The organism is Nocardiopsis sp. NPDC049922 (assembly GCF_040660275.1).
Classification (GTDB): domain Bacteria; phylum Actinomycetota; class Actinomycetes; order Streptosporangiales; family Streptosporangiaceae; genus Nocardiopsis.
The window spans coordinates 80,917-98,765 of the sequence record NZ_JBFAME010000012.1 but is presented as its reverse complement, the minus strand read 5'-3'; the positions used below and the strand labels follow the sequence as shown (position 1 = coordinate 98,765).

Annotated in this window: 16 protein-coding genes; 7 read left to right on the top strand and 9 right to left on the bottom strand. The window is 72.5% G+C overall.

Features of this window, described 5'->3' with window-relative positions:
- Positions 1-86: 86 nt before the first annotated feature.
- Positions 87-1,343, bottom strand: a complete 1,257-nt coding sequence (locus AB0I72_RS21415) for an aminotransferase class III-fold pyridoxal phosphate-dependent enzyme (RefSeq protein ID WP_358571440.1) — start codon at positions 1,341-1,343, stop codon at positions 87-89.
- Between the two features lie 158 nt (positions 1,344-1,501).
- On the opposite strand from AB0I72_RS21415, the gene AB0I72_RS21410 reads away from it, so the two are divergent.
- The gene (locus AB0I72_RS21410; protein WP_358571438.1) at positions 1,502-2,965 is read left to right on the top strand and encodes an NAD-dependent succinate-semialdehyde dehydrogenase; all 1,464 of its coding nucleotides are present in this window, start codon (positions 1,502-1,504) and stop codon (positions 2,963-2,965) included.
- An 81-nt stretch (positions 2,966-3,046) separates the two neighbouring features.
- Here the strand turns inward: AB0I72_RS21410 and AB0I72_RS21405 are convergent, their stop codons facing one another.
- From AB0I72_RS21405 to AB0I72_RS21385, 5 genes are all read right to left on the bottom strand, one after another.
- The gene (locus AB0I72_RS21405; protein WP_358571436.1) at positions 3,047-3,472 is read right to left on the bottom strand and encodes an Hsp20/alpha crystallin family protein; all 426 of its coding nucleotides are present in this window, start codon (positions 3,470-3,472) and stop codon (positions 3,047-3,049) included.
- 140 nt (positions 3,473-3,612) lie between these two features.
- Complete coding sequence (locus AB0I72_RS21400) at positions 3,613-4,290, bottom strand: GntR family transcriptional regulator (RefSeq protein ID WP_358571434.1); 678 nt, start codon at positions 4,288-4,290, stop codon at positions 3,613-3,615.
- A 50-nt stretch (positions 4,291-4,340) separates the two neighbouring features.
- Entirely contained in the window at positions 4,341-5,090 is a 750-nt protein-coding gene (locus tag AB0I72_RS21395; protein WP_358571432.1) for a maleate cis-trans isomerase, read from the bottom strand.
- A 29-nt stretch (positions 5,091-5,119) separates the two neighbouring features.
- On the bottom strand, positions 5,120-5,926 hold the full coding sequence (locus AB0I72_RS21390) for an Asp/Glu racemase (protein WP_358571430.1): 807 nt from the start codon (positions 5,924-5,926) through the stop codon (positions 5,120-5,122).
- An 83-nt stretch (positions 5,927-6,009) separates the two neighbouring features.
- Positions 6,010-6,492 carry a DUF3830 family protein gene (locus AB0I72_RS21385; protein WP_358571428.1) on the bottom strand — a complete coding sequence of 161 codons (483 nt, stop codon included), beginning with the start codon at positions 6,490-6,492 and terminating at the stop codon, positions 6,010-6,012.
- Positions 6,493-6,793: 301 nt separating this feature from the next.
- Between AB0I72_RS21385 and AB0I72_RS21380 the strand changes: the two genes are divergently transcribed.
- The 4 genes from AB0I72_RS21380 (at position 6,794) to AB0I72_RS21365 (ending at position 10,562) form a co-directional block, all read left to right on the top strand.
- The gene (locus AB0I72_RS21380) at positions 6,794-7,813 is read left to right on the top strand and encodes a D-2-hydroxyacid dehydrogenase (RefSeq protein WP_358571426.1); all 1,020 of its coding nucleotides are present in this window, start codon (positions 6,794-6,796) and stop codon (positions 7,811-7,813) included.
- Positions 7,814-7,921: 108 nt separating this feature from the next.
- Positions 7,922-9,352 (top strand): amidase, encoded by a 1,431-nt coding sequence (locus AB0I72_RS21375; protein WP_358571424.1) that lies wholly within the window; start codon positions 7,922-7,924, stop codon positions 9,350-9,352.
- 178 nt (positions 9,353-9,530) lie between these two features.
- Complete coding sequence (locus AB0I72_RS21370) at positions 9,531-10,202, top strand: response regulator transcription factor (RefSeq protein WP_358571422.1); 672 nt, start codon at positions 9,531-9,533, stop codon at positions 10,200-10,202.
- On the top strand, positions 10,203-10,562 hold the full coding sequence (locus AB0I72_RS21365) for a VOC family protein (RefSeq protein WP_358571420.1): 360 nt from the start codon (positions 10,203-10,205) through the stop codon (positions 10,560-10,562).
- 90 nt (positions 10,563-10,652) lie between these two features.
- Here the strand turns inward: AB0I72_RS21365 and AB0I72_RS21360 are convergent, their stop codons facing one another.
- Positions 10,653-12,401, bottom strand: a complete 1,749-nt coding sequence (locus tag AB0I72_RS21360) for a GAF domain-containing protein (protein WP_358571418.1) — start codon at positions 12,399-12,401, stop codon at positions 10,653-10,655.
- 327 nt (positions 12,402-12,728) lie between these two features.
- Here AB0I72_RS21360 and AB0I72_RS21355 point away from each other — a divergent pair, with 327 nt between their 5' ends.
- Together AB0I72_RS21355 and AB0I72_RS21350 are read left to right on the top strand one after the other, a co-directional pair.
- Positions 12,729-13,652 carry a hypothetical protein gene (locus AB0I72_RS21355; RefSeq protein ID WP_358571416.1) on the top strand — a complete coding sequence of 308 codons (924 nt, stop codon included), beginning with the start codon at positions 12,729-12,731 and terminating at the stop codon, positions 13,650-13,652.
- Between the two features lie 361 nt (positions 13,653-14,013).
- Entirely contained in the window at positions 14,014-14,883 is an 870-nt protein-coding gene (locus tag AB0I72_RS21350) for a hypothetical protein (protein ID WP_358571414.1), read from the top strand.
- Positions 14,884-15,274: 391 nt separating this feature from the next.
- Here the strand turns inward: AB0I72_RS21350 and AB0I72_RS21345 are convergent, their stop codons facing one another.
- Positions 15,275-16,516 (bottom strand): LCP family protein, encoded by a 1,242-nt coding sequence (locus tag AB0I72_RS21345; protein WP_358571412.1) that lies wholly within the window; start codon positions 16,514-16,516, stop codon positions 15,275-15,277.
- Positions 16,517-16,977: 461 nt separating this feature from the next.
- A complete protein-coding gene (locus tag AB0I72_RS21340) occupies positions 16,978-17,640 on the bottom strand; it encodes a hypothetical protein (protein ID WP_358571410.1) in 663 nt (220 codons plus the stop codon).
- Between the last annotated feature and the right edge of the window lie 209 nt (positions 17,641-17,849).

Sequence of the window (17,849 nt, the reverse complement as noted above, 5' to 3'; positions counted from 1 at the left end):
GCCAATTTCCGGTGTGACCCGGGACATGGAGCCCTCCCGGGGCGGATGCCCCAACGGCACCCACCCCTGAGGCGGACGGCCGCACGTCAACTCCGGGTCGCCTCCTCCACCGAGGCCGCCCACAGGGAGACCGCGGTGTCGACCTGCTCGCCGTTGACCACCAGCGGCGGGATCATCCGGACGACGTTCCCGGCCGGGCCGCAGGTGAGGAGGAGAAGCCCGTTCCTCGCGGCGGCCTGCTGGGCGCGCAGGGCGGTGGCTCCGTCGGGAGAGCCGTCGGGCGCGGTGAACTCGCTGGCCAGCATCAGACCCCGTCCGCGCACGTCCCCGATCGTCGGGTGGGCCCCCGCGACCTTCTCCAGGCCCTGCCGCAGCCGCTCGCCCATGCGCGCCGAGTTCTCCACCAGACCCTCGTCCTGGATCACGTCCAGCGTGGCGATCGCCGCGGCGCAGGACACCGCGTTGCCGCCGTAGGTCCCGCCCTGCGAGCCCGGCCACGCCTTGGACATGATCGACTCCGGGGCGGCGATCGCCGACAGCGGGAAGCCGCTCGCCAGCCCCTTGGCGGTGATGACGATGTCCGGGCGCACGCCGGAGGGGTCGTGCCCCCAGAACGTTCCGGTCCGTCCGAACCCCGTCTGCACCTCGTCCAGGACGAGCAGGAACCCGTGCTGGTCCGCGCGCTCGCGCAGCCCCTGGAGGAAGGCGTCCGGCGCGGGGACGTAACCGCCCTCGCCCAGGACCGGTTCGATGAACACCGCCGCGGTGTCCTTGGGCGAACTCACCGTCGCGAACTGGTAGTCGAGCTCGCGCAGCGCGTAGGCGACGGCGTCGTCCTCGGACATCCCCAGCCGGTAGGCGTACGGGAACGGTGCGACGACCACGCCGGGTACGAGGGGGCCGATCCCCGCGCGGATCTTCACCCCCGACGTGGTCAACGACGCCGCGCCCATGGTCCGCCCGTGGAAGGACCCCTGGAACACGATCACGTTCTGCCGCCCCGTCGCCTGCCGTGCCAGACGCAGCGCCGCCTCCACGGCCTCGCTGCCGGAGTTGACGTAGAACAGCCGGTCGACGCCCTGCGGGAGCACCTCTCCGAGCCGCTCGGTGAGTCGCAGCAGCGGGCGGTGCATCACGGTGGTGTACTGGCCGTGGACGAGCGTGGCGACCTGCTCCTGGGCGGCGGCCACCACCCGGGGGTGGCAGTGGCCGGTGCTGGTCACGCCGATGCCCGCGGTGAAGTCGAGGTAGCGGCGGTCGTCCTCGTCGTAGAGGTAGACGCCCTCACCCCGTGCCGCGAGAACGGGGGTCGCCTGCTTGAGGATCGGGGAGAGCTCCGCCATGCGCTGTCTCACTTCCCTGTTGCATGTTCCGTAGGATTGTTGACAATCGACAGTGCTATGGAAGCATCCGTGTCGGGCGGTGTCCAGAGGGCTCACGCCGGGCGGTTCCGACCACGGGTGGTCGATCCGGGTCGGTGCGTGACTGGAGAGTGGGAAACATGTCGGATCAGGAAGCACGGGTCGTCGCACAGGTCGACAAGCGGCTCTTTCTCGGCGGGCAGTGGCGCGACGCCGTGTCCGGGGCCACCTTCCCGGTGGAGGACCCCTCGACCCGGGAGACGTTGTGCGAGGTGGCCGACGCGGGCAAGGAGGACGCCCTCGCCGCCCTCGACATCGCCCACCGGACCCAGCGCGAGTGGGCCGCGGTGGCCCCCAGGACCCGCGGTGAGATCCTGCGCGGGGGCTACGAGCTGCTCATGGAGCGCCAGGAGGACCTGGCCGTCCTCATGACCCTGGAGATGGGCAAACCGCTGCCCGAGGCGCGGGGCGAGATCGCCTACGCCGCCGAGTTCCTGCGCTGGTTCTCGGAGGAGTCCGTGCGCGTCGAGGGCGGCTTCTCGACCTCGCCGGACGGCAGGTCGCGCTTCCTCATCATGCGCCAGCCCGTCGGCCCCTCGATGCTCATCACCCCCTGGAACTTCCCCATGGCGATGGGCACCCGCAAGATCGGCCCCGCGATCGCGGCCGGGTGCACGATGATCCTCAAGCCCGCCCACCAGACCCCGCTGTGCGCCCTCGCCCTGGCGGGCATCCTGGCGGAGGCCGGACTCCCGGAGGGCGTCCTCAGCGTCATCCCCACCACGTCGCCCGGGGCGGTCACCGAGCCCCTGCTGAGCGACGGCCGCATCCGCAAGCTCTCCTTCACCGGCTCGACGGCGGTCGGGCGCAAGCTCCTCGAACAGAGCGCCGGGCAGGTCCTGCGCACCTCCATGGAGCTGGGCGGCAACGCGCCCTTCCTGGTCTTCGACGACGCCGACCTCGAGGCCGCCGTGGACGGCGCGATGCTCGCCAAGATGCGCAACATCGGGGAGGCCTGCACGGCCGCCAACCGCATCTACGCCCAGTCCGGCGTGGCCGCCGAGTTCGCGGCGCGGCTCAGCGAGCGCATGGGCGCGCTGCGGCTGGGGCGCGGCGTGGACGAGGGTGTCCAGGTCGGACCGCTGATCGACGACAAGGCCCGCCAGAAGGTCCAGGGACTCGTGGACGACGCGGTCAACAGGGGCGCGCGCGTGCTGGTCGGCGGCGGGCCGGGCGAGGGCCCCGGGCACTTCTACCAGCCGACCGTGCTCGCCGACGTGCCCATGGACAGCGAGCTCTCGTACACCGAGATCTTCGGGCCCGTCGCCCCCGTGCTCACCTTCGAGACGGAGCAGGAGGCGCTGGCGGCCGCCAACGACACCGAGTTCGGCCTGGTCAGCTACCTCTACACCCGCGACCTCAACCGCGCGCTGCGGGTCAGTGAGCGGCTGGAGACGGGGATGGTCGGACTCAACCAGGGCATCGTCTCCAACCCCGCCGCGCCCTTCGGCGGGGTGAAGCACTCCGGTCTGGGCCGCGAGGGCGGCCGCGTGGGCATCGAGGAGTTCCTCGACACGAAGTATGTCGGCATCGGCGGGCTCTGACCTCATCCGGGGTGAGGGAGACACGCGAGGGGGCCGCACGGCGTGTGCGGCCCCGAGTGCCGGACGGTGCGCCCGTTCCGGTCAGGCCCTGATGGCGGTGGCCTCCCGGTCGGCGCCGTGGCCGACGGAGATCTTGCGTGCCTTGCTCTTCTCGGCCACCGGGATGCGCAGGGTGAGTACACCGTCTTCGTACTGCGCGTTGATGTGCTCGGTGTCGAGGGCGTCGCCGAGGAAGACCTGGCGGGTGAACGTGCCGTTCGGTCGCTCGTTCACGATCGGCTCCACGCCGTCGCGACGCGGGGCGGGGCGCTCGGCCTTCACGGTGAGCACGTTGCGCTCGACCTCCAGGTCGATGCTCTCGTGGGAGACACCGGGCAGGTCGAAGTGGACCACGAAGTCGTCGCCGTCGCGGTAGGCGTCGATCGGCATGACCGCCGGACGACCGCTCTCCAGAAGCCGCTGGGCGAGTCGGTCGAACTCACGGAACGAGTCGGTGCGCATCAACATCACTCTTCACCTCCAGGCATCGTCGACGTTGTCGTCGGTGACTTGATGCGAACACGCTCAACTTTATTGATCTCAATCGTCTTGTCAAGTGTGGTACACGCGGGCGCGCCCCGGGCCGTCGCCCCGCCCTGCGCGAGTCCCTACACTCCGGTCCTCGGCGGCTCCGCGTTGATCCGTGCGGCCGTGTCCACCATGTGCGACTCGATCAGGGTGAGCAGCCGCTCCTCGGCCCCGTCGACGATGGCGTCGAGGATGCGGCGGTGCTCGTCGAGGATCTCCTCGGGCTCCGGGTAGACGTCCTGCATGACCGTCAGGCACATGCGGGTCTCCACCAGCAGCGTCTGCGCCATGCGCTCCAACCGGCTGTTGCCCGAGCAGCTCACGAGCGTCTGGTGGAAGGCCTGGTCCGCGTCGCTCATCGCGGTCCGGTCCCGGCTCCTCGCCGCCTCGGCCAGCCGGTCCAGCGCGGGGGTGAGGCGGGCCAGGGCCTCGCCGCGGTTCCCCCGCATGATCAGCTCGCACGCGGCGCGCTCCACGGCGAGCCTGGCCACGTAGACGTCCCGGACGTCGTCCGGGGTGAGCTCGCGCACGAACAGGCCCCTGTGCCGTTCGCTGCGCAGCAGCCCCTCCTGGACGAGCCTCTGCATGGCCTCCCGGAGCGGACCGCGGCTCACCCCCAGCTGTCCCGCGAGCTCGGCCTCACCGAGCTGGTCCCCCGGCGCCAGGGAGCCGTACATGATCGCGGACCGCAGCTGGTCGGCGATCAGTTCGGCGGTGGAACGCCGGGGCACGGGTCTCAGTTGACCTGGGGCGGACATGGGCCGCCCTCCTTTCGTCGGGGACACGGGGTCCGGTGTGTCGTCAGAGGTTAACGGTCGGCCAGCGCGCTGGTGATCGCGGTGGCGCCGGAACGGAACAGGGTGCCCGGGCCCGACCTGGCCGCCGTCACACCGGCCAGTCGCATGCCCTCCCAGATGCTCACCTGGTTGGCGGTGAGCACGGTCTTGCCGATGAGGGCCTCCATCGGTTCGATGAGGTCGGCGCTGTGCAGCGCGGTGTCCGGCACCAGGATCGCCTCGGCGCGCGGGTGGTCGTTGGAGATGACGAAGTCCAGGACCTCGTCCGGGTCGAGGAGACCGACCTCGGCGGCCGTGACGATCCCGTGGCTGGCCAGGGAGAGCACCGAGACACCGGCCTCGCCGAGGAAGTCCACGAAGTACCGCGCGACGTCGTCCGGGTAGGTGGCGGCGATCGCGACCCGGGTGACGCGCAGCTGCCGCAGGGCGTGCACGAACGCGAACGAGGTGCTCGACGCGGGCACCCCGGCGACGTTGCGCACCCCTTGGACCTGCTTGCGGGCGCCCTCCCACCCGAACACGAAACTGCCGCTGGTGCACGCCCAGACGGCGGCGTCCACCCCCATCCCCGCCAGCTCGCGCGCGCCCGTCGCCAGGACCTCCTCACCCCCGACGTCGAGCAGGGCGTCCACCCGGTGGACGTCCTCGTGCATGAGCGTGTGGACGACGGAGAGCTCCACGTCGCCGCCGAGCATGGCGGCGAACGCGGTGTAGTCGTCCTCGGCGCTGAAGCCGGGATAGAGGAATCCGACTCGGGTCATGGCGCTCCTTCGGTGGGTGTGGCCGACGGTCACACGGCACTCGGTGCCGTGACGTCGAGCAGACTCTGTCCCCGGGCGACGGCCTGTCGGTTGGCCTCCCTCATCACCGCCCACATGGTCACCTGGTTGGCCGCGATCACCGGCTTGCCCAGCTCGCGCTCCAGCGGCGCGATGATGTCGTAGGTGAGGACGTTGGTGCAGCTGATGAAGACGCCCTGGGCGTCCGGGCGGTCCACCGCGTGCACCGCCTGGGACACCTCGGCGTAGGTGACCCGCCAGATGTGGCTGAGTAGGCCGAGTCCCACGCTGGAGGTCACCTCGACGCCGTGTTCGCCCAGGTAGGCCAGGAGCCGGTCGGTGACGCTGTCCACGTACGGTGTGACGACCGCGATGCGGCGGAGGTCGAGCGCGCCGAGCGCCCGGACGAGGGCGCCCGACGTGGTGACGGCCGCCGGAGCTCCGGCGGCCATCATGGTCCGGTGCAGGCGGCGCTCGCCCTCGGCGCCGTGCACGAAGCTGCCGGAGGCGCACGCGTAGCCGATGGCGAGCGGTTCGGGAGCGAGGAGCGCGCGGACCGCGGGGTCGACGTTCCGCTCCATGCTTAGCGCCGCCGCCTGGTCCACCGTGACGGGGACGTGCACGTACGGCAACCGCGTGACGTGCAGTGAGACGTCGTCCGGCGTCCACCGCCAGAGCTCCCGGTCGAGGGCGAAGTCGTAGGGCGCGATGACACCGACCCCCGACTGCCACGGCGTCTGTTGGGCCGCGGCCAGTTCGACGACCTCGTGCTCGGCGCCGGTGCCCTCGGCGGGCATGTGGCTTCCATCGGTCCGCATCGGTCACTCACCTCCCGGAAAGACGTGTGGATTCGCGTGGGTGCGGGCGGGGAGGGCCGGACGGTCGGCGGACCGTGGCCCGGTCATCGTTCGAGACGCTCGTACAGGAGGCGTTCGCCGACGCTGCCGGAGCGCCAGACGTCGTTGCACGCCTCGGCCATGGCCGGCAGGTTCTCGACGACCGCGGCGAAGACGTTTCCGGGGACCCAGCCGACGTCGCCGTTGAGCAGCAGGTTGTTGCGTCCGTAGAAGAGGGCGATGTCGATGACGCCGGGCAGGTGGTCGATGCCCTTGTCCTCCTTGAAGGAGCGGTCGAGCATCCCGCCGTCGAAGGAGAAGTAGACGACGTCGCCGGGGATCGGGGTGACGGTGGGGTTCTCCAGCCCGGGTTCGGTCCCGGCGAACCGCGGCACCATGGTGTAGACCTCGTTGCGCGCGTACTTGGCGTGCTGGACGGCGTCTCCCTGGGGGAGCGCGTTCCAGACCGCGTCGCAGGTGCGCGGCGCGTCCTTCTCCAGGAGTTCGGCCACGCAGGACACTCCGCGCTTGGCCAGTGTGATGGTCATGTACCTGGGCAATGGCTGTCCCCTCGACGGCGGCGCGTGAGCGTGGCTCGGGACGCTGACCAACAGAGATGTTGATTGTCGACAATCTTATGGTTTACAGGTCTCGCGCGGCAATAGGTGCGCGCGGGTCGGGTATTCCGACCTCTCTGGAGTGTCGAGAAGACCCGCTTCGCCGGAGAACGACCGGTTTGTGGATTGTTGACAATCCTATGTCGGCTCCCTAGCGTTTCTCGTGCAGGGCGGACCATCCACCACCCCAGACGACACCGCGGACCCTCGTCGCCCATCGGAGTGCACGCCCGTGAACAGTTCCAGCACGTCGAACCGGCCCCGGCTCCTCGTCCTCCGCGGGGAGGACCTCCCGCCCGGGCACGATCGGATCGACGACCACCCCGGCCTGGGGGAGGTCGTCTACGCCACCGCCGACGAGTTGCCCGCCCGCCTGCCCGGCGCCCACGTGCTCCTGGTGTGGGACCTGTTCTCCGAGGCCCTCGCCTCCGCCTGGCCCAAGGCCGACGCGCTGAGGTGGGTCCACGCCGCCACGACCGGAGTGGACAACCTCGTGTTCCCCGGCATGGTCGACAGCGACGTCGTGCTCACCAACTCGCGCGGGATCTTCGAGCAGCCCATCGCGGAGTACGTCGTCGGCCAGGTGATCGCGTTCGCCAAGGACTTCCACCACAGCTGGGACCTGCAGCGCGAGCGTCGCTGGCGGCACCGCGAGACCGAACGGGTGGCGGGGCGGCGCGCACTGGTCGTGGGCACCGGGCCGATCGGCCGCGCCGTCGGCCGGGGGCTCGCCGCGATGGGCATGGACGTGCACGCCTCCGGAAGCCGTGCGCGGTCTGGCGACCCCGATTTCGCCTCCGTGGTCGAGTCCAGCCTCGCCGAGCACGGCGCCGACGGCGGGCCCACGCTGGTCTCCGCGCTGCCCGAGGCCGACTACGTGGTCGTCGCGGCGCCGCTCACCGACGCCACCCGCGGCCTGGTGGACCGGCGCTTCCTCCACCTCATGAAGCCCACCGCGCGCCTGCTCAACGTCGCGCGCGGGCCCATCGTCGTCCAGTCCGACCTCGTGGCCGCCCTCCGGGAGGGCCGGATCGCCGGGGCCGCGCTGGACGTCTTCGAGGACGAACCACTGGCGGCCGACTCCCCGCTGTGGGAGCTGCCCGGCTCCGTGGTCTCGCCGCACATGTCCGGTGACGTCGTCGGCTGGCGGGAGGACCTGGTCGACCTGTTCCTGGACAACCTCGCCCGCTACCTCGACGGGCGTGACCTGCTCAACGTCGTCGACAAGAGCCGTGGCTACGTGCCCGGCTGACCCCTGACCCGCGGTGTGACCTGGGAGGCTGAAGTGACGATCCGTGCCGATCGGACCGAGATCGGAGGGAACGGTGCGGTTGCCGGTGCGAGCCGACCGTCCCCGGAGGTGCCACGTGTCCGGGGCGACGTGCCCACCAGCCCGGCCGACCTGTCCGCCGAACAACTCCTCGCCGCCTACGCGTCGGGAGAACTGTCCCCCGTGGAGGCGGTGGACGCCGTCCTGGCGCGCATCGAGCAGGACAACCCCGCGTTGAACGCGTTCTGCCTGGTCCGCCCGGAGGAGGCGCGCGAGGCGGCCGAGGCGTCCGCGGAGCGGTGGCGGCGGGGTGAGCCCGACGGCGCCCTGGACGGGGTCCCGACCTCGATCAAGGACGTCCACCTCACCCGGGGCTGGCCCACCCTCCGGGGCTCGGTCACCACCTCCCAGGGCGGCCCGTGGGACGAGGACTCCCCGGTGACCGCCCGCCTGCGCGAACAGGGCGCGGTGTTCGTCGGCAAGACGACCACGCCCGAACTCGCGTGGAAGGGGGTCACCGACTCCCCGCTCACCGGGATCACCCGCAACCCGTGGGACCTGGCCACCACCCCCGGCGGCTCCAGCGGGGGGTCGGCGGCGGCGGTCGCGGCCGGGATGGGACCGCTCGCCACCGGCACCGACGGCGGCGGTTCCATCCGCATTCCGGCGAGCTTCACCGGGGTCTGCGGGATCAAGCCGACCTGGGGACTGGTGCCGCACTACCCGGCCAGCCCCTTCGGGTCGCTCGCGCACACCGGGCCGCTGACCCGCACGGTCGGCGACATGGCGCTGATGCTGGAGTGCGTCACCGGACCCGATCCCCGGGACTGGGCCGCACTGGCGCCACCGGCGCCGGGGCTGGGCGACGTCCGGCACCGCACGGACGCCGAGGAACTCGTGCGCGGGATGCGCGTCGCCTACAGCCCCACCCTGGGCGGACTCGACGTCGACCCGGAGGTGGCCCGGATCGTCGCCGGCGCGGTCAAGGTGTTCGAGGGGCTCGGCGCCGTGGTGGAGGAGGCCGACCCCGGCCTGCCCCCGTCGATGGACGAGTTCCACGTGCTCTGGTACTCCGGCGCGGCCAAGGCCACCGAGGCGCTCACCGACCGGGAGCGCGACCTGCTCGACCCCGGGCTCCGGGAGATCGTCCAGGAGGGGCTGACCTACTCCGCGCAGGACTACCTGACCGCGATGGCGCTGCGGATGGCCATGGGCGCGCGCATGGGGCGGTTCCACACCGATCACGACCTCCTGCTCACCCCGGCCACCCCGACCGTCGCCTTCGAGGCGGGCCTGGAGTCGCCGCCGGAGCTGGCGGGGCGGCGGTGGACGTCGTGGGCGGGGTTCAGCTACCCCTTCAACATGACCCAGCAGCCCGCGGCGAGCATCCCGTGCGGCTTCTCCGAGTCCGGCCTGCCGGTCGGCCTCCAGATCGTCGGACCCCGCCACGCCGACGCCCGTGTCCTGGCGGCCTGCCGGGCGTTCGAACTGGCCCACCCCTGGGCGGACCGGAGGCCGTAGCCGTATCCTCACCACACGTCACCAGGCAGTTCTCTCCCCGGGCAGCGTGAATCATCCCTTTCCGGGACTTTCGCCCGGGGAGTTTCGTGCCATCGGACCCGTGCACTGGCACCGGTAGGCGCTACGGTCTAGGGCGGAGTGGTGTCTGACCCGCGAGACACGGGATGGGGATGGGCGGATGACGGGCGGCGGAGCCGAGGGCACTCGGGAGCGGATCAGGGTCTTCCTCGTGGACGACCACGAGGTGGTCCGCCGCGGCGTGGCGGCGCTCCTGGAGACCGAGGACGACATGACCGTGGTCGGCGAGGCGGGGACCGCGGAGCAGGCGCTCTCCCGGATCCCGGTGGTGCTGCCGGACGTGGCCGTCCTGGACGTGCGGCTGCCCGGGGGATCGGGCGTGCAGGTGTGCAGGGAGATACGGTCCGACCATCCGGAGATCGCCTGCCTCATGCTCACCTCGTTCGCCGACGAGGACGCGCTCTACGACGCGGTCATGGCGGGCGCCGCGGGGTACGTGCTCAAGCAGATCCACGGCGCGGACCTCGTCGGGGCCGTGCGGACGGTCGCCTCGGGCGGGTCGCTGCTGGACTCGGGCAGCACGGGCGCGATGCTCGAACGCCTGCGCGGGGCCCAGGCCGAACCCGACCCCCTGGCCGAGCTGACCCCGCAGGAGCGCCAGATCCTCGACCTCATCGGCGAGGGCCTGACCAACCGGCAGATCGGGGAGCGGCTCTACCTCGCGGAGAAGACCGTCAAGAACTACGTCTCCGCGCTGTTGTCCAAGCTCGACCTCAAGCGCCGCACCCAGGCGGCGGTCCTCGTCGCCGAGCTCCGAGGAAGGCGCTACTAGATGCCCGTGGGAACCGTCGACCAGTGGGTCGTCAACGCCGCCGATCCCGCCGCCCTCGCCCGGTTCTGGGCGTTCGTGCTCGGCGGCGAGCCGGTGGTGCGCGATGACGGCTGGGCGCTCATCGAGGGGACCGGGGGCCGCCCGAGGATCTCGTTCCAGCCGGACCCCCACCCCAGGACCGCGCCGGGCCGCATCCACCTCGACGTCCGCGTCGACGACCTCGTCGGCGCCACCGAGGCCGTCGTCGGTCGCGGCGCCAGCCGGGTCGGCGACGTGGTCACCGACGAGGAGGGCTCGTTCCAGGTGCTGCGGGATCCCGAGGGCCACGAGTTCTGCCTGGTGGTCCCCCTGGCCCGGTGACCGGTCACCGGGCCGGTCACCGGGCCGTGTTCCCGCCGGGCGGTGCGGAGGGTCGTTCCCGCCGGGCCGAGGGGGAGGGGAGCCTCCGCCCTAGTAGTCGTCCAGGGGCCGGTCCTCGGTGTCGGGCACGGGCACCCTCCACGTGAGCACCGTGCCCGCGGACGCGCCCCGGGCCGCCGTGAACCCGCCGCCCAGTGCCTGGGCGCGCTCGTCGAGGTTGCGCAGCCCGCTGCGGCGGCCCTCCGCGGGCAGCCCGACGCCGTTGTCGGTCACCGTCAGGGTCAGTGTGGTGGGCCGTCCGGTGGTCGCCGGTCCCTCCACGACCACGGACACGTGCACCTCGGTGGCGCGCGCGTGCCGGGCCACGTTGCTCAGCCCCTCGCCCAGGACCGCGAGCAGCTGTTCGCCGATCTCGTCGGGAACGGACGCGTCGATCGGCCCGTCCAGGCTCACCCCCGGGTGGCAGCCCAGGGTGTGCGCGGAGTTCTCCGCCAGCCGCAGGATGCGGCCGCGCAGCGAGGTGTCCTCGCGGCTCGGCGGGTTCTGCAGCGCGAAGATGGTCGAGCGGATCTCCCGGATGGTGGAGTCCAGGTCGTCGATCGTGCGCTGGACCCGGTCCGCGGCCTCCGACGAGTCGATCAGCCGCATCGTGCTCATCAGCGTCATCGCGGACGCGAACAACCGCTGGATCACCACGTCGTGCAGGTCCTTGGCGATGCGGTCCCGCTCCTCCAGGACGACCAGACGTTCGTTGTCGCCCCGTGCCTCGGCCAGCTCCAGGGCCACCCCGGCCTGCACCGAGAAGCCGTGGAGCATGCGCCGTATCGTCGGGCCGAACGGTGACCGGTCGTCGAGCTTGCCGAGCAGGAGGACGCCGCGGGTGTAACCGGGGGTCCCCAGCGGCACCACCAGCCCCGGCCCGTAGCCGTGGTGGGCGAGCATCGGGCAGTCCGACCGGGTCAGGTCCGGGATGCTCGCCGGCTCGCCGCTCTCGTACACCTCGCCGAACGGGGTGCCCTCGATCTCGACCGGGGTTCCCAGGACCTCCTGGGCGACGGCGCCGTCCGCGATCTCGGCGAACAGGTGCCCCCGGGCGCGGGGGTCGGGGAGCAGGACCACCGCGATGTCCGCGTCGCCGATCTCCCGCGCCCGCGCGGCCATGTGGGCGAGGACCTCGCCGGAGTCGGCCCCCGACAGCAGGCGCGTGGTGATCTCGGTCGAGGCGGCCAGCCACCGCTCGCGCAGCCGCGCCTCCTCGTACAGGCGCGCGTTCTCGATCGCCACGCCCGCGGCGGTCGCGAGCGCCTCGACGACCGCCTCGTCCTCCTCGTCGAACGCGCCGCCGCCCGCCTTCTCCGTCAGGAACAGGTTGCCGAACACCTCGTCGCGCACCTGGACGGGGACGCCGAGGAAGCTCGCCATCATCGGGTGGCCGTCGGGGAAGCCCGCGAAGTCGGGGTGGTCGCGCAGGTCGGTCATGCGCAGCGGCCCGCCGTCGGTCAGGGGCGCGGCCAGTACGCCCCGGCCGTGGGGGACCCCGTTGATCCGCTCGGCCTGGTCCCGGGTCATGCCCACCGAGACGAACTCCGTGAACACGCCGTCCTCGTCGATGACGCCCAGTCCGGCGTACCGGGCGCCGACCAGCTCCGCCGCGGCCTCGGTGAGGCGGCGGAGCACCGCGGCCAGGTCCAGGTCGCCCCCGATGGCCAGCACCGCCCCCAGGAGCGACCGTATCCGGCCCTGGGGTGACAGGCCCGGGTCGAGGTGCGTGCGCACCTCCGTGAGCAGGTCGTCCAGGTGGGCGGGGGACGGCGGAGGGCTCTGGGGGATCTCGGTCATGTGGTGGTCAACCTCCGCAGAGCCGGGTCGGGGGACTCTGTAGGCAATTGCGCGTTTTTCTTCGGGTGCAATGGTCGAATTGTCGTTGTTTTTACCCCGGTGCGCCACAGTCGTGCGGGGTGGACGTGGGCTCCGGTGCGGGGAATTCCTGGGGAATCCGGGTGTCGGCCGCGCAATTCATGCTAACGTCGCGGTCAGCGGTTGGCAGGAAGGTCTCGTCAGGCCCCGCACCGCACGGCCCGGAGTGCCCTGACCTTCGGTGTCGTACCCCTTGGAACCGACCAACCCACACGTGTCGGACGACCTCCTCGGCGGAAGGAACCCCCGGTGTCTGGAACCCACGGCTTCGCGAGCGCCACCGGCGCCCGTGCCGTCGTGTTCTCCGCGCCGGTCCGGCGGGCGCTGCTGTTGGCCGCCCTCGTCGCCGGGATCCTGGTCGCCGTCTGGTTGGCGTCGGCCGCTCCCGTCCACGCGGCCCAGGTGGCCGAGCGCCCCTCCGGGGAGGGGCTGCTCGGGCAGGTCGAGCAGACCCGTGGTCCCGACACCGCGGCCCAGAACCGGACCGCTGCGGCGGGCCGGCCGGAGCACGGCCGGGCCGACCACGGCGTCGCGGAGGGCCGCGGCGGCGAGGCGCGCGGCGGGAACAACGCCCCGGCCGTCTCTCCCGTCGCGACCGCACTGCACCACCAGCCCCTGAGCGGGGCCGTGGCCGGTGTGGGCGAGCGGACCTCGCACGCGGTCCGGACGGCCTCCGACACCGTCGCGCCGCCCGTCGCCGAGGGCGTCGAGGTGGCCGAGCGGGTCCACGAGACGATTCGTCACGGGGCGCCCGAGCACGCTCACGGCCCCCGTGCCGAGGCGGAGCGGGGCGACACCGACGCGCCGGCCGACGGAGCCGGGGAGGCTCCCGAGGCGGGCGTCGACGTCCTGCCCGAGTTCGTCGCCCACGCGCACGAGCACCCCGTGGACGGCGGCGACGCCCACGCGCCCGACACCGTGGACGACGCCGCGAGCGACGCCGACGACAAGGACGAGCGGCACCGCGCCGTCGTCGACTCCACCCGCTCGGCCGTGCCCTCGTCGTCCTCGTCCTCCGCGCCCGGTGGCGCGGTCGGCGGCACCGGTGTCGCGGGCTTCCTGCCCGCCACGGCGGCCCCCGCCCCCTCCCACGGTCTGCTCCAGGCCGCCTGGCACGTCCTGCGCTCGGCCCCCGCCGACTCCGCCGACGAGCCGACCTTCTCGCCCGACTAGCGCGGCGCTCTCCCTCCGGTCGCTGAGCGACCCTTCCCTTCCTGGCACCTCCCGCCCAGACCCGGGACACCCGTCGGCCTTCGCCGCGGGACACCGTCCGGACGTCTCTGGGGGTTGACGTGAGCCGCGCACCTCGACGGCGAGGTTCACGTCAGTCAGTGGTCAGCCAGACCAAGGACTGTCGACCGGCCGAGTCCCGCCGCTCCCTCCAGGCGCGACAGGCTCCCCGGACCGCATGATCGCAGCGCACGGAACGCGTCCCCCCGGCCAGGGGACCGGGCCGTGGGGCAGCGGGGTCTGACACCCGCTCCGCCGCCCTCCCGACACAGCCGTACACCTACGTAGTTCCGGAAGGAATCCCATGTTCAAGACCGCGCGCACCACCGCCAAGACCGCGCTGATGGCCGCCAGCACCGCCGGTTTCGTCGCCCTCGGGGCGGGGATCGCGGGGGCCGACACCCTCGGCGGTGTCACCGACGGCCTCCCCCTGGGCGACCTGGGCAGCCAGGTTCCCGCGCAGTTGACCGAGGGTGTCTCCTCTCCCGTCGGCGACCTCGTCAAGGTCCAGCCGGGCACGGTCTCGGCCACCCCCGAGATCGACCACCAGTCGAACCCCGTCGACGGCGTCGTCGGTGAGGGCGCTCCCGTCCACGCCCCGATCGGAGACGAGGACAACGCCGCGAACGTCGGCCCGCTGGACCTGGAGAGCGTGCAGGGCGTCATGCCCCTGGCGCACGCGGTCGACCACCAGGCCGTGGCCGCGGGCGACCCGGTCACCAGCCTGCTGGGCGGCGGCCTGACGTCGCTGCTGGGCGGAGGAAGCCCTCTGGAGGGCGTGGGCCTCGACTCGGGCGGCACCCTGCCGCTGGCGCACGCGGTCGCCGCGCCCGCCGAGGCCGGCGAGGTCCTGCCGCTGGCGCACGCCGTCGCCTCGCCCGCCGAGGCCGGCGAGGTCCTGCCGATGGCCGCCGCGGACACGCCCGTCTCGCTGGACCCGGGGGAGAACTCCGACCTGACCGGCGGCGCCACCACCCTGCTCCCGGCGGCCGGGCTGCCCGAGCCCACCGGTGTCCTGCCCATGGCCGCTCCCGACGCCTCCTCCCTGACCGGCCTGGTGCCCATGGACGCGTTCGGCGGCGACCTGGTCGCCGTCGAGGGGATGCCCACCGTTGGTGAGCCCCAGGTCGACCCGGGCCAGGTGACCGACCTGTTCGGCGGCGGCCTGGTCTGACCTCCAAGGACGTGCGCCCGCCGGTCGTGGCGGGCGCACACGGCCTCGGGCGGTGAGCGGAACCCGTCCGCCGACGACGGCGCCGGTCAGAACTGTGGGGGTTCCCGGCGCGAACCGGCGGAGACCGCGTGTTCCCGCCGCCTGGGGTCGGCGCGGCCCCGGACGATCCAGTCCGGGGCCGCGCCGCGTTCGGCGTCCGTGCCCGGGTGGGCGGGGACGGTTCCGGACGACGGAGGACGTGTCAGGACGTCTCCGGGACGTCCCGGTGCTCCGGGCACGTCGTCAGGACGTCCTGGTGCTCCGGACACGTCCTCGGGACGTCCCGGTACTCCCGGCACGCCTTCGGGGACGTGCTGGCTGCTCCGGACAGCCGCCCGGGACGGCCCTGGACTCAGCTCGCCTGGCCGGTGCCGAAGCCCAGGCCGTCGACGCACGGGTCGGCGGTGGCGTCCCGGCCCCCGGAGGGCGCGGTGGACGGTGTGCCCTCCTCGATGGTCCCCGCCCCGGAGACGTCGGTCTCCGTGTCCGCGGAGGGTGACGCGGACGCCACGGGGTCCCGGGGGGTTCCGGCCTCGTCGGCGGCCAGGTGGGCGGGCAGCGACCGGTCCTCGCGCACGGCGGTGAACAACTCGGCGGCCCGGGCCTCGTCCCACAGGATCCGGTTGGGGTCGTGGGGCGCCGGGTACCAGGGCACGGTGTGGAACTCGATGTCGGACAGATCGACGTCGGCGAGCGTGACCGCGATGGAGAGCATGCGGTCGAGGGTGAGCTCCTGGTCGGTGGCGCTGTTGTCGGCCACCGCGCTCAGGAGACCGTTGAGGCGGGACGGGCTGGTGAGGACCTCGCGCTGACTCACCTGGTCGGCGAGCGCGCCGAGGAACATCTGCTGGCGGTCGATGCGGCCGATGTCGCCGCCGTTGCCGATCTCGTACCGCGCCCGCACGAAGGACAGCGCGTCGTCGCCGTCGAGGACCTGCCGCCCCGCCGCCAGGTCGAGCCCGGAGCGCTCGTCGCGCATCGGTTCGGGGATGCACATCTCGACGCCGCCGATGGCGTCCACCACGTCGCGGAAGCTCATGAAGCTCAGGTGCACGAAGTGGTCGACGCGGATGTCGGTCAGCGACTCGACGGCGCGGACGACGCACGGCGGGCCGCCGTGGAACATCGCGGCGTTGATCATGCCGAAGTAGCCGCTGGTGCCCTCGGTCTGCCCGTAGGGGGCGCAGTCGGGGAGCATGACGAGGGAGTCGCGCGGGAAGCTGATCACGTCGACCCGGTCGTTGTCGGGGGAGACGTGCGCGAGCATCAGCGCGTCGGAGCGTTCCCCCTCGAACTCCCGGCTGTAGGCCGTGGTGCCCTCCTCGTACCCGTCGGTGCCCATGAAGAGGATGTTGACCGCGTCGTTGAGCCGGTCCGGGCGGTCCTTCTCGTCGAGCACCGCGCTCAGGTCGTGCTGGACCATCCCGGAGCGCAGGAAGCTGTAGTACCCGTAGGCGGTGCCCACCCCCGCGATCAGCAGCACGGCGACGCCCGCCGCGGCCCACAGCAGGACGCGGCGCCATCGGCGGCGCACGGGAGGTGGGGCGGTCGGGGCCTCCGACCCGGCATCGGCGGAGGATGTGTCGTCGCGCATCAGGCAACCTCGGTGAGTTCGGCCGACGGCAGGCCATGGCGGCCGGCTCGCGGTGGGGCGCACGTCCGTGTCCGGGGGGAGACGGAGGGGACGTGGAGAGCGGGCGCGGGTCGCCGTGGGGTCCGGGAGGGCCTGGGGGAGGGGCTGACGGTCCCGGAGGCGGCGGTCGGGCCGGGAAACGGCCGGATCCCGGTGTATCCGCGCGTGCCAGTGATCCTAGGCGAAGATGCCGTCGGTCGCGCGTTCCGGTTGTCCGCGCGCGGGGTCACTGACCACAATTGCGCCGCACGATTCCTTTGCCGGGTGATCGTCCACTGACGCCGCCGAAACCGACTTTCGCATCCTGGTCCGCAAGAATCACGTCCGACCCGCCGAATGCGCGCGGGGTCGACGATCCGCGGACAGTTCCGGCGCAACGATCGGGTGTGCCGCCCACCCGCCGACGGGCTCGCCGGGGGCGGTCAGTCGTTCCAGAAGGCGCTCTCCGACTCGGCCTCGGTGTCGGCGGCCGCGCCGCCGCCCTTGGCGGACCGGGCGCCCGTTCCGCCCTTGGCACCGCCCTTGGCGGTCTTGCGGGTCGTGGCCTTGCCGGTGGTGCTGTGCCGGGGCCGGGCGGTGACCTGGGCCTTGGCGATTGGCTCGCTGGGCTTGGGCGTCTCGCCCGCGTGAATGCTGAGCGCCTCCTCCTCGACGCTCAGCATCTTGCGGATCTGGGCGGGGACCTCGGGCAGGCGCTCGGCGCGCAGGTGGGCGCCGAGGACCTCCAGCGCGTGGTCGCACAGCATCTGCCGGGCACGCGCCGACTTGACCCCGCTGAGCTCCTCGATCTCGGGGAGTTCGCGCTCGCGGAGCAGACGGATGACGTCGCGGAGCCGGTCGCGGGTCTTGCGGTCGGTCATGGCCATGACCGTCAGCTCGGCCTCGGCGAGGAAGCTCTGGTTGGGGTCCTGGGTGTCCCGCTCGGCGATGAACGCGCTGGTCAGGCTGCGGGCGGAGGCACGGGAGGCGTTGCGGACGCCGTCGCGGCGGATCAGCCGGGCCTGGACGGCGGTCACGACGACGCTGGTGACCAGGCTGATTCCGGCGCCCAACAGGATGAGCAGGAGGGGGTTGTCGTCGAACACGGTGAGGGCCTTTCCGGGCGGGGGTCCGCACGGGGCGCGGTCACGGGGGTGAGCGGGGGTGTGCGGGAGGGACCGGGTGCTGGGCGACTATTCGGCACGGCGGGCGGGCTTGTCAAGTGCCCACAGGCGGGAAACGCGCGTCGAAGACAGCGTCGTCGCAGGTCAGGCAGTGCGTCGCCGGAATGGAGTCGGTGCTGGCGGTGGTGGGA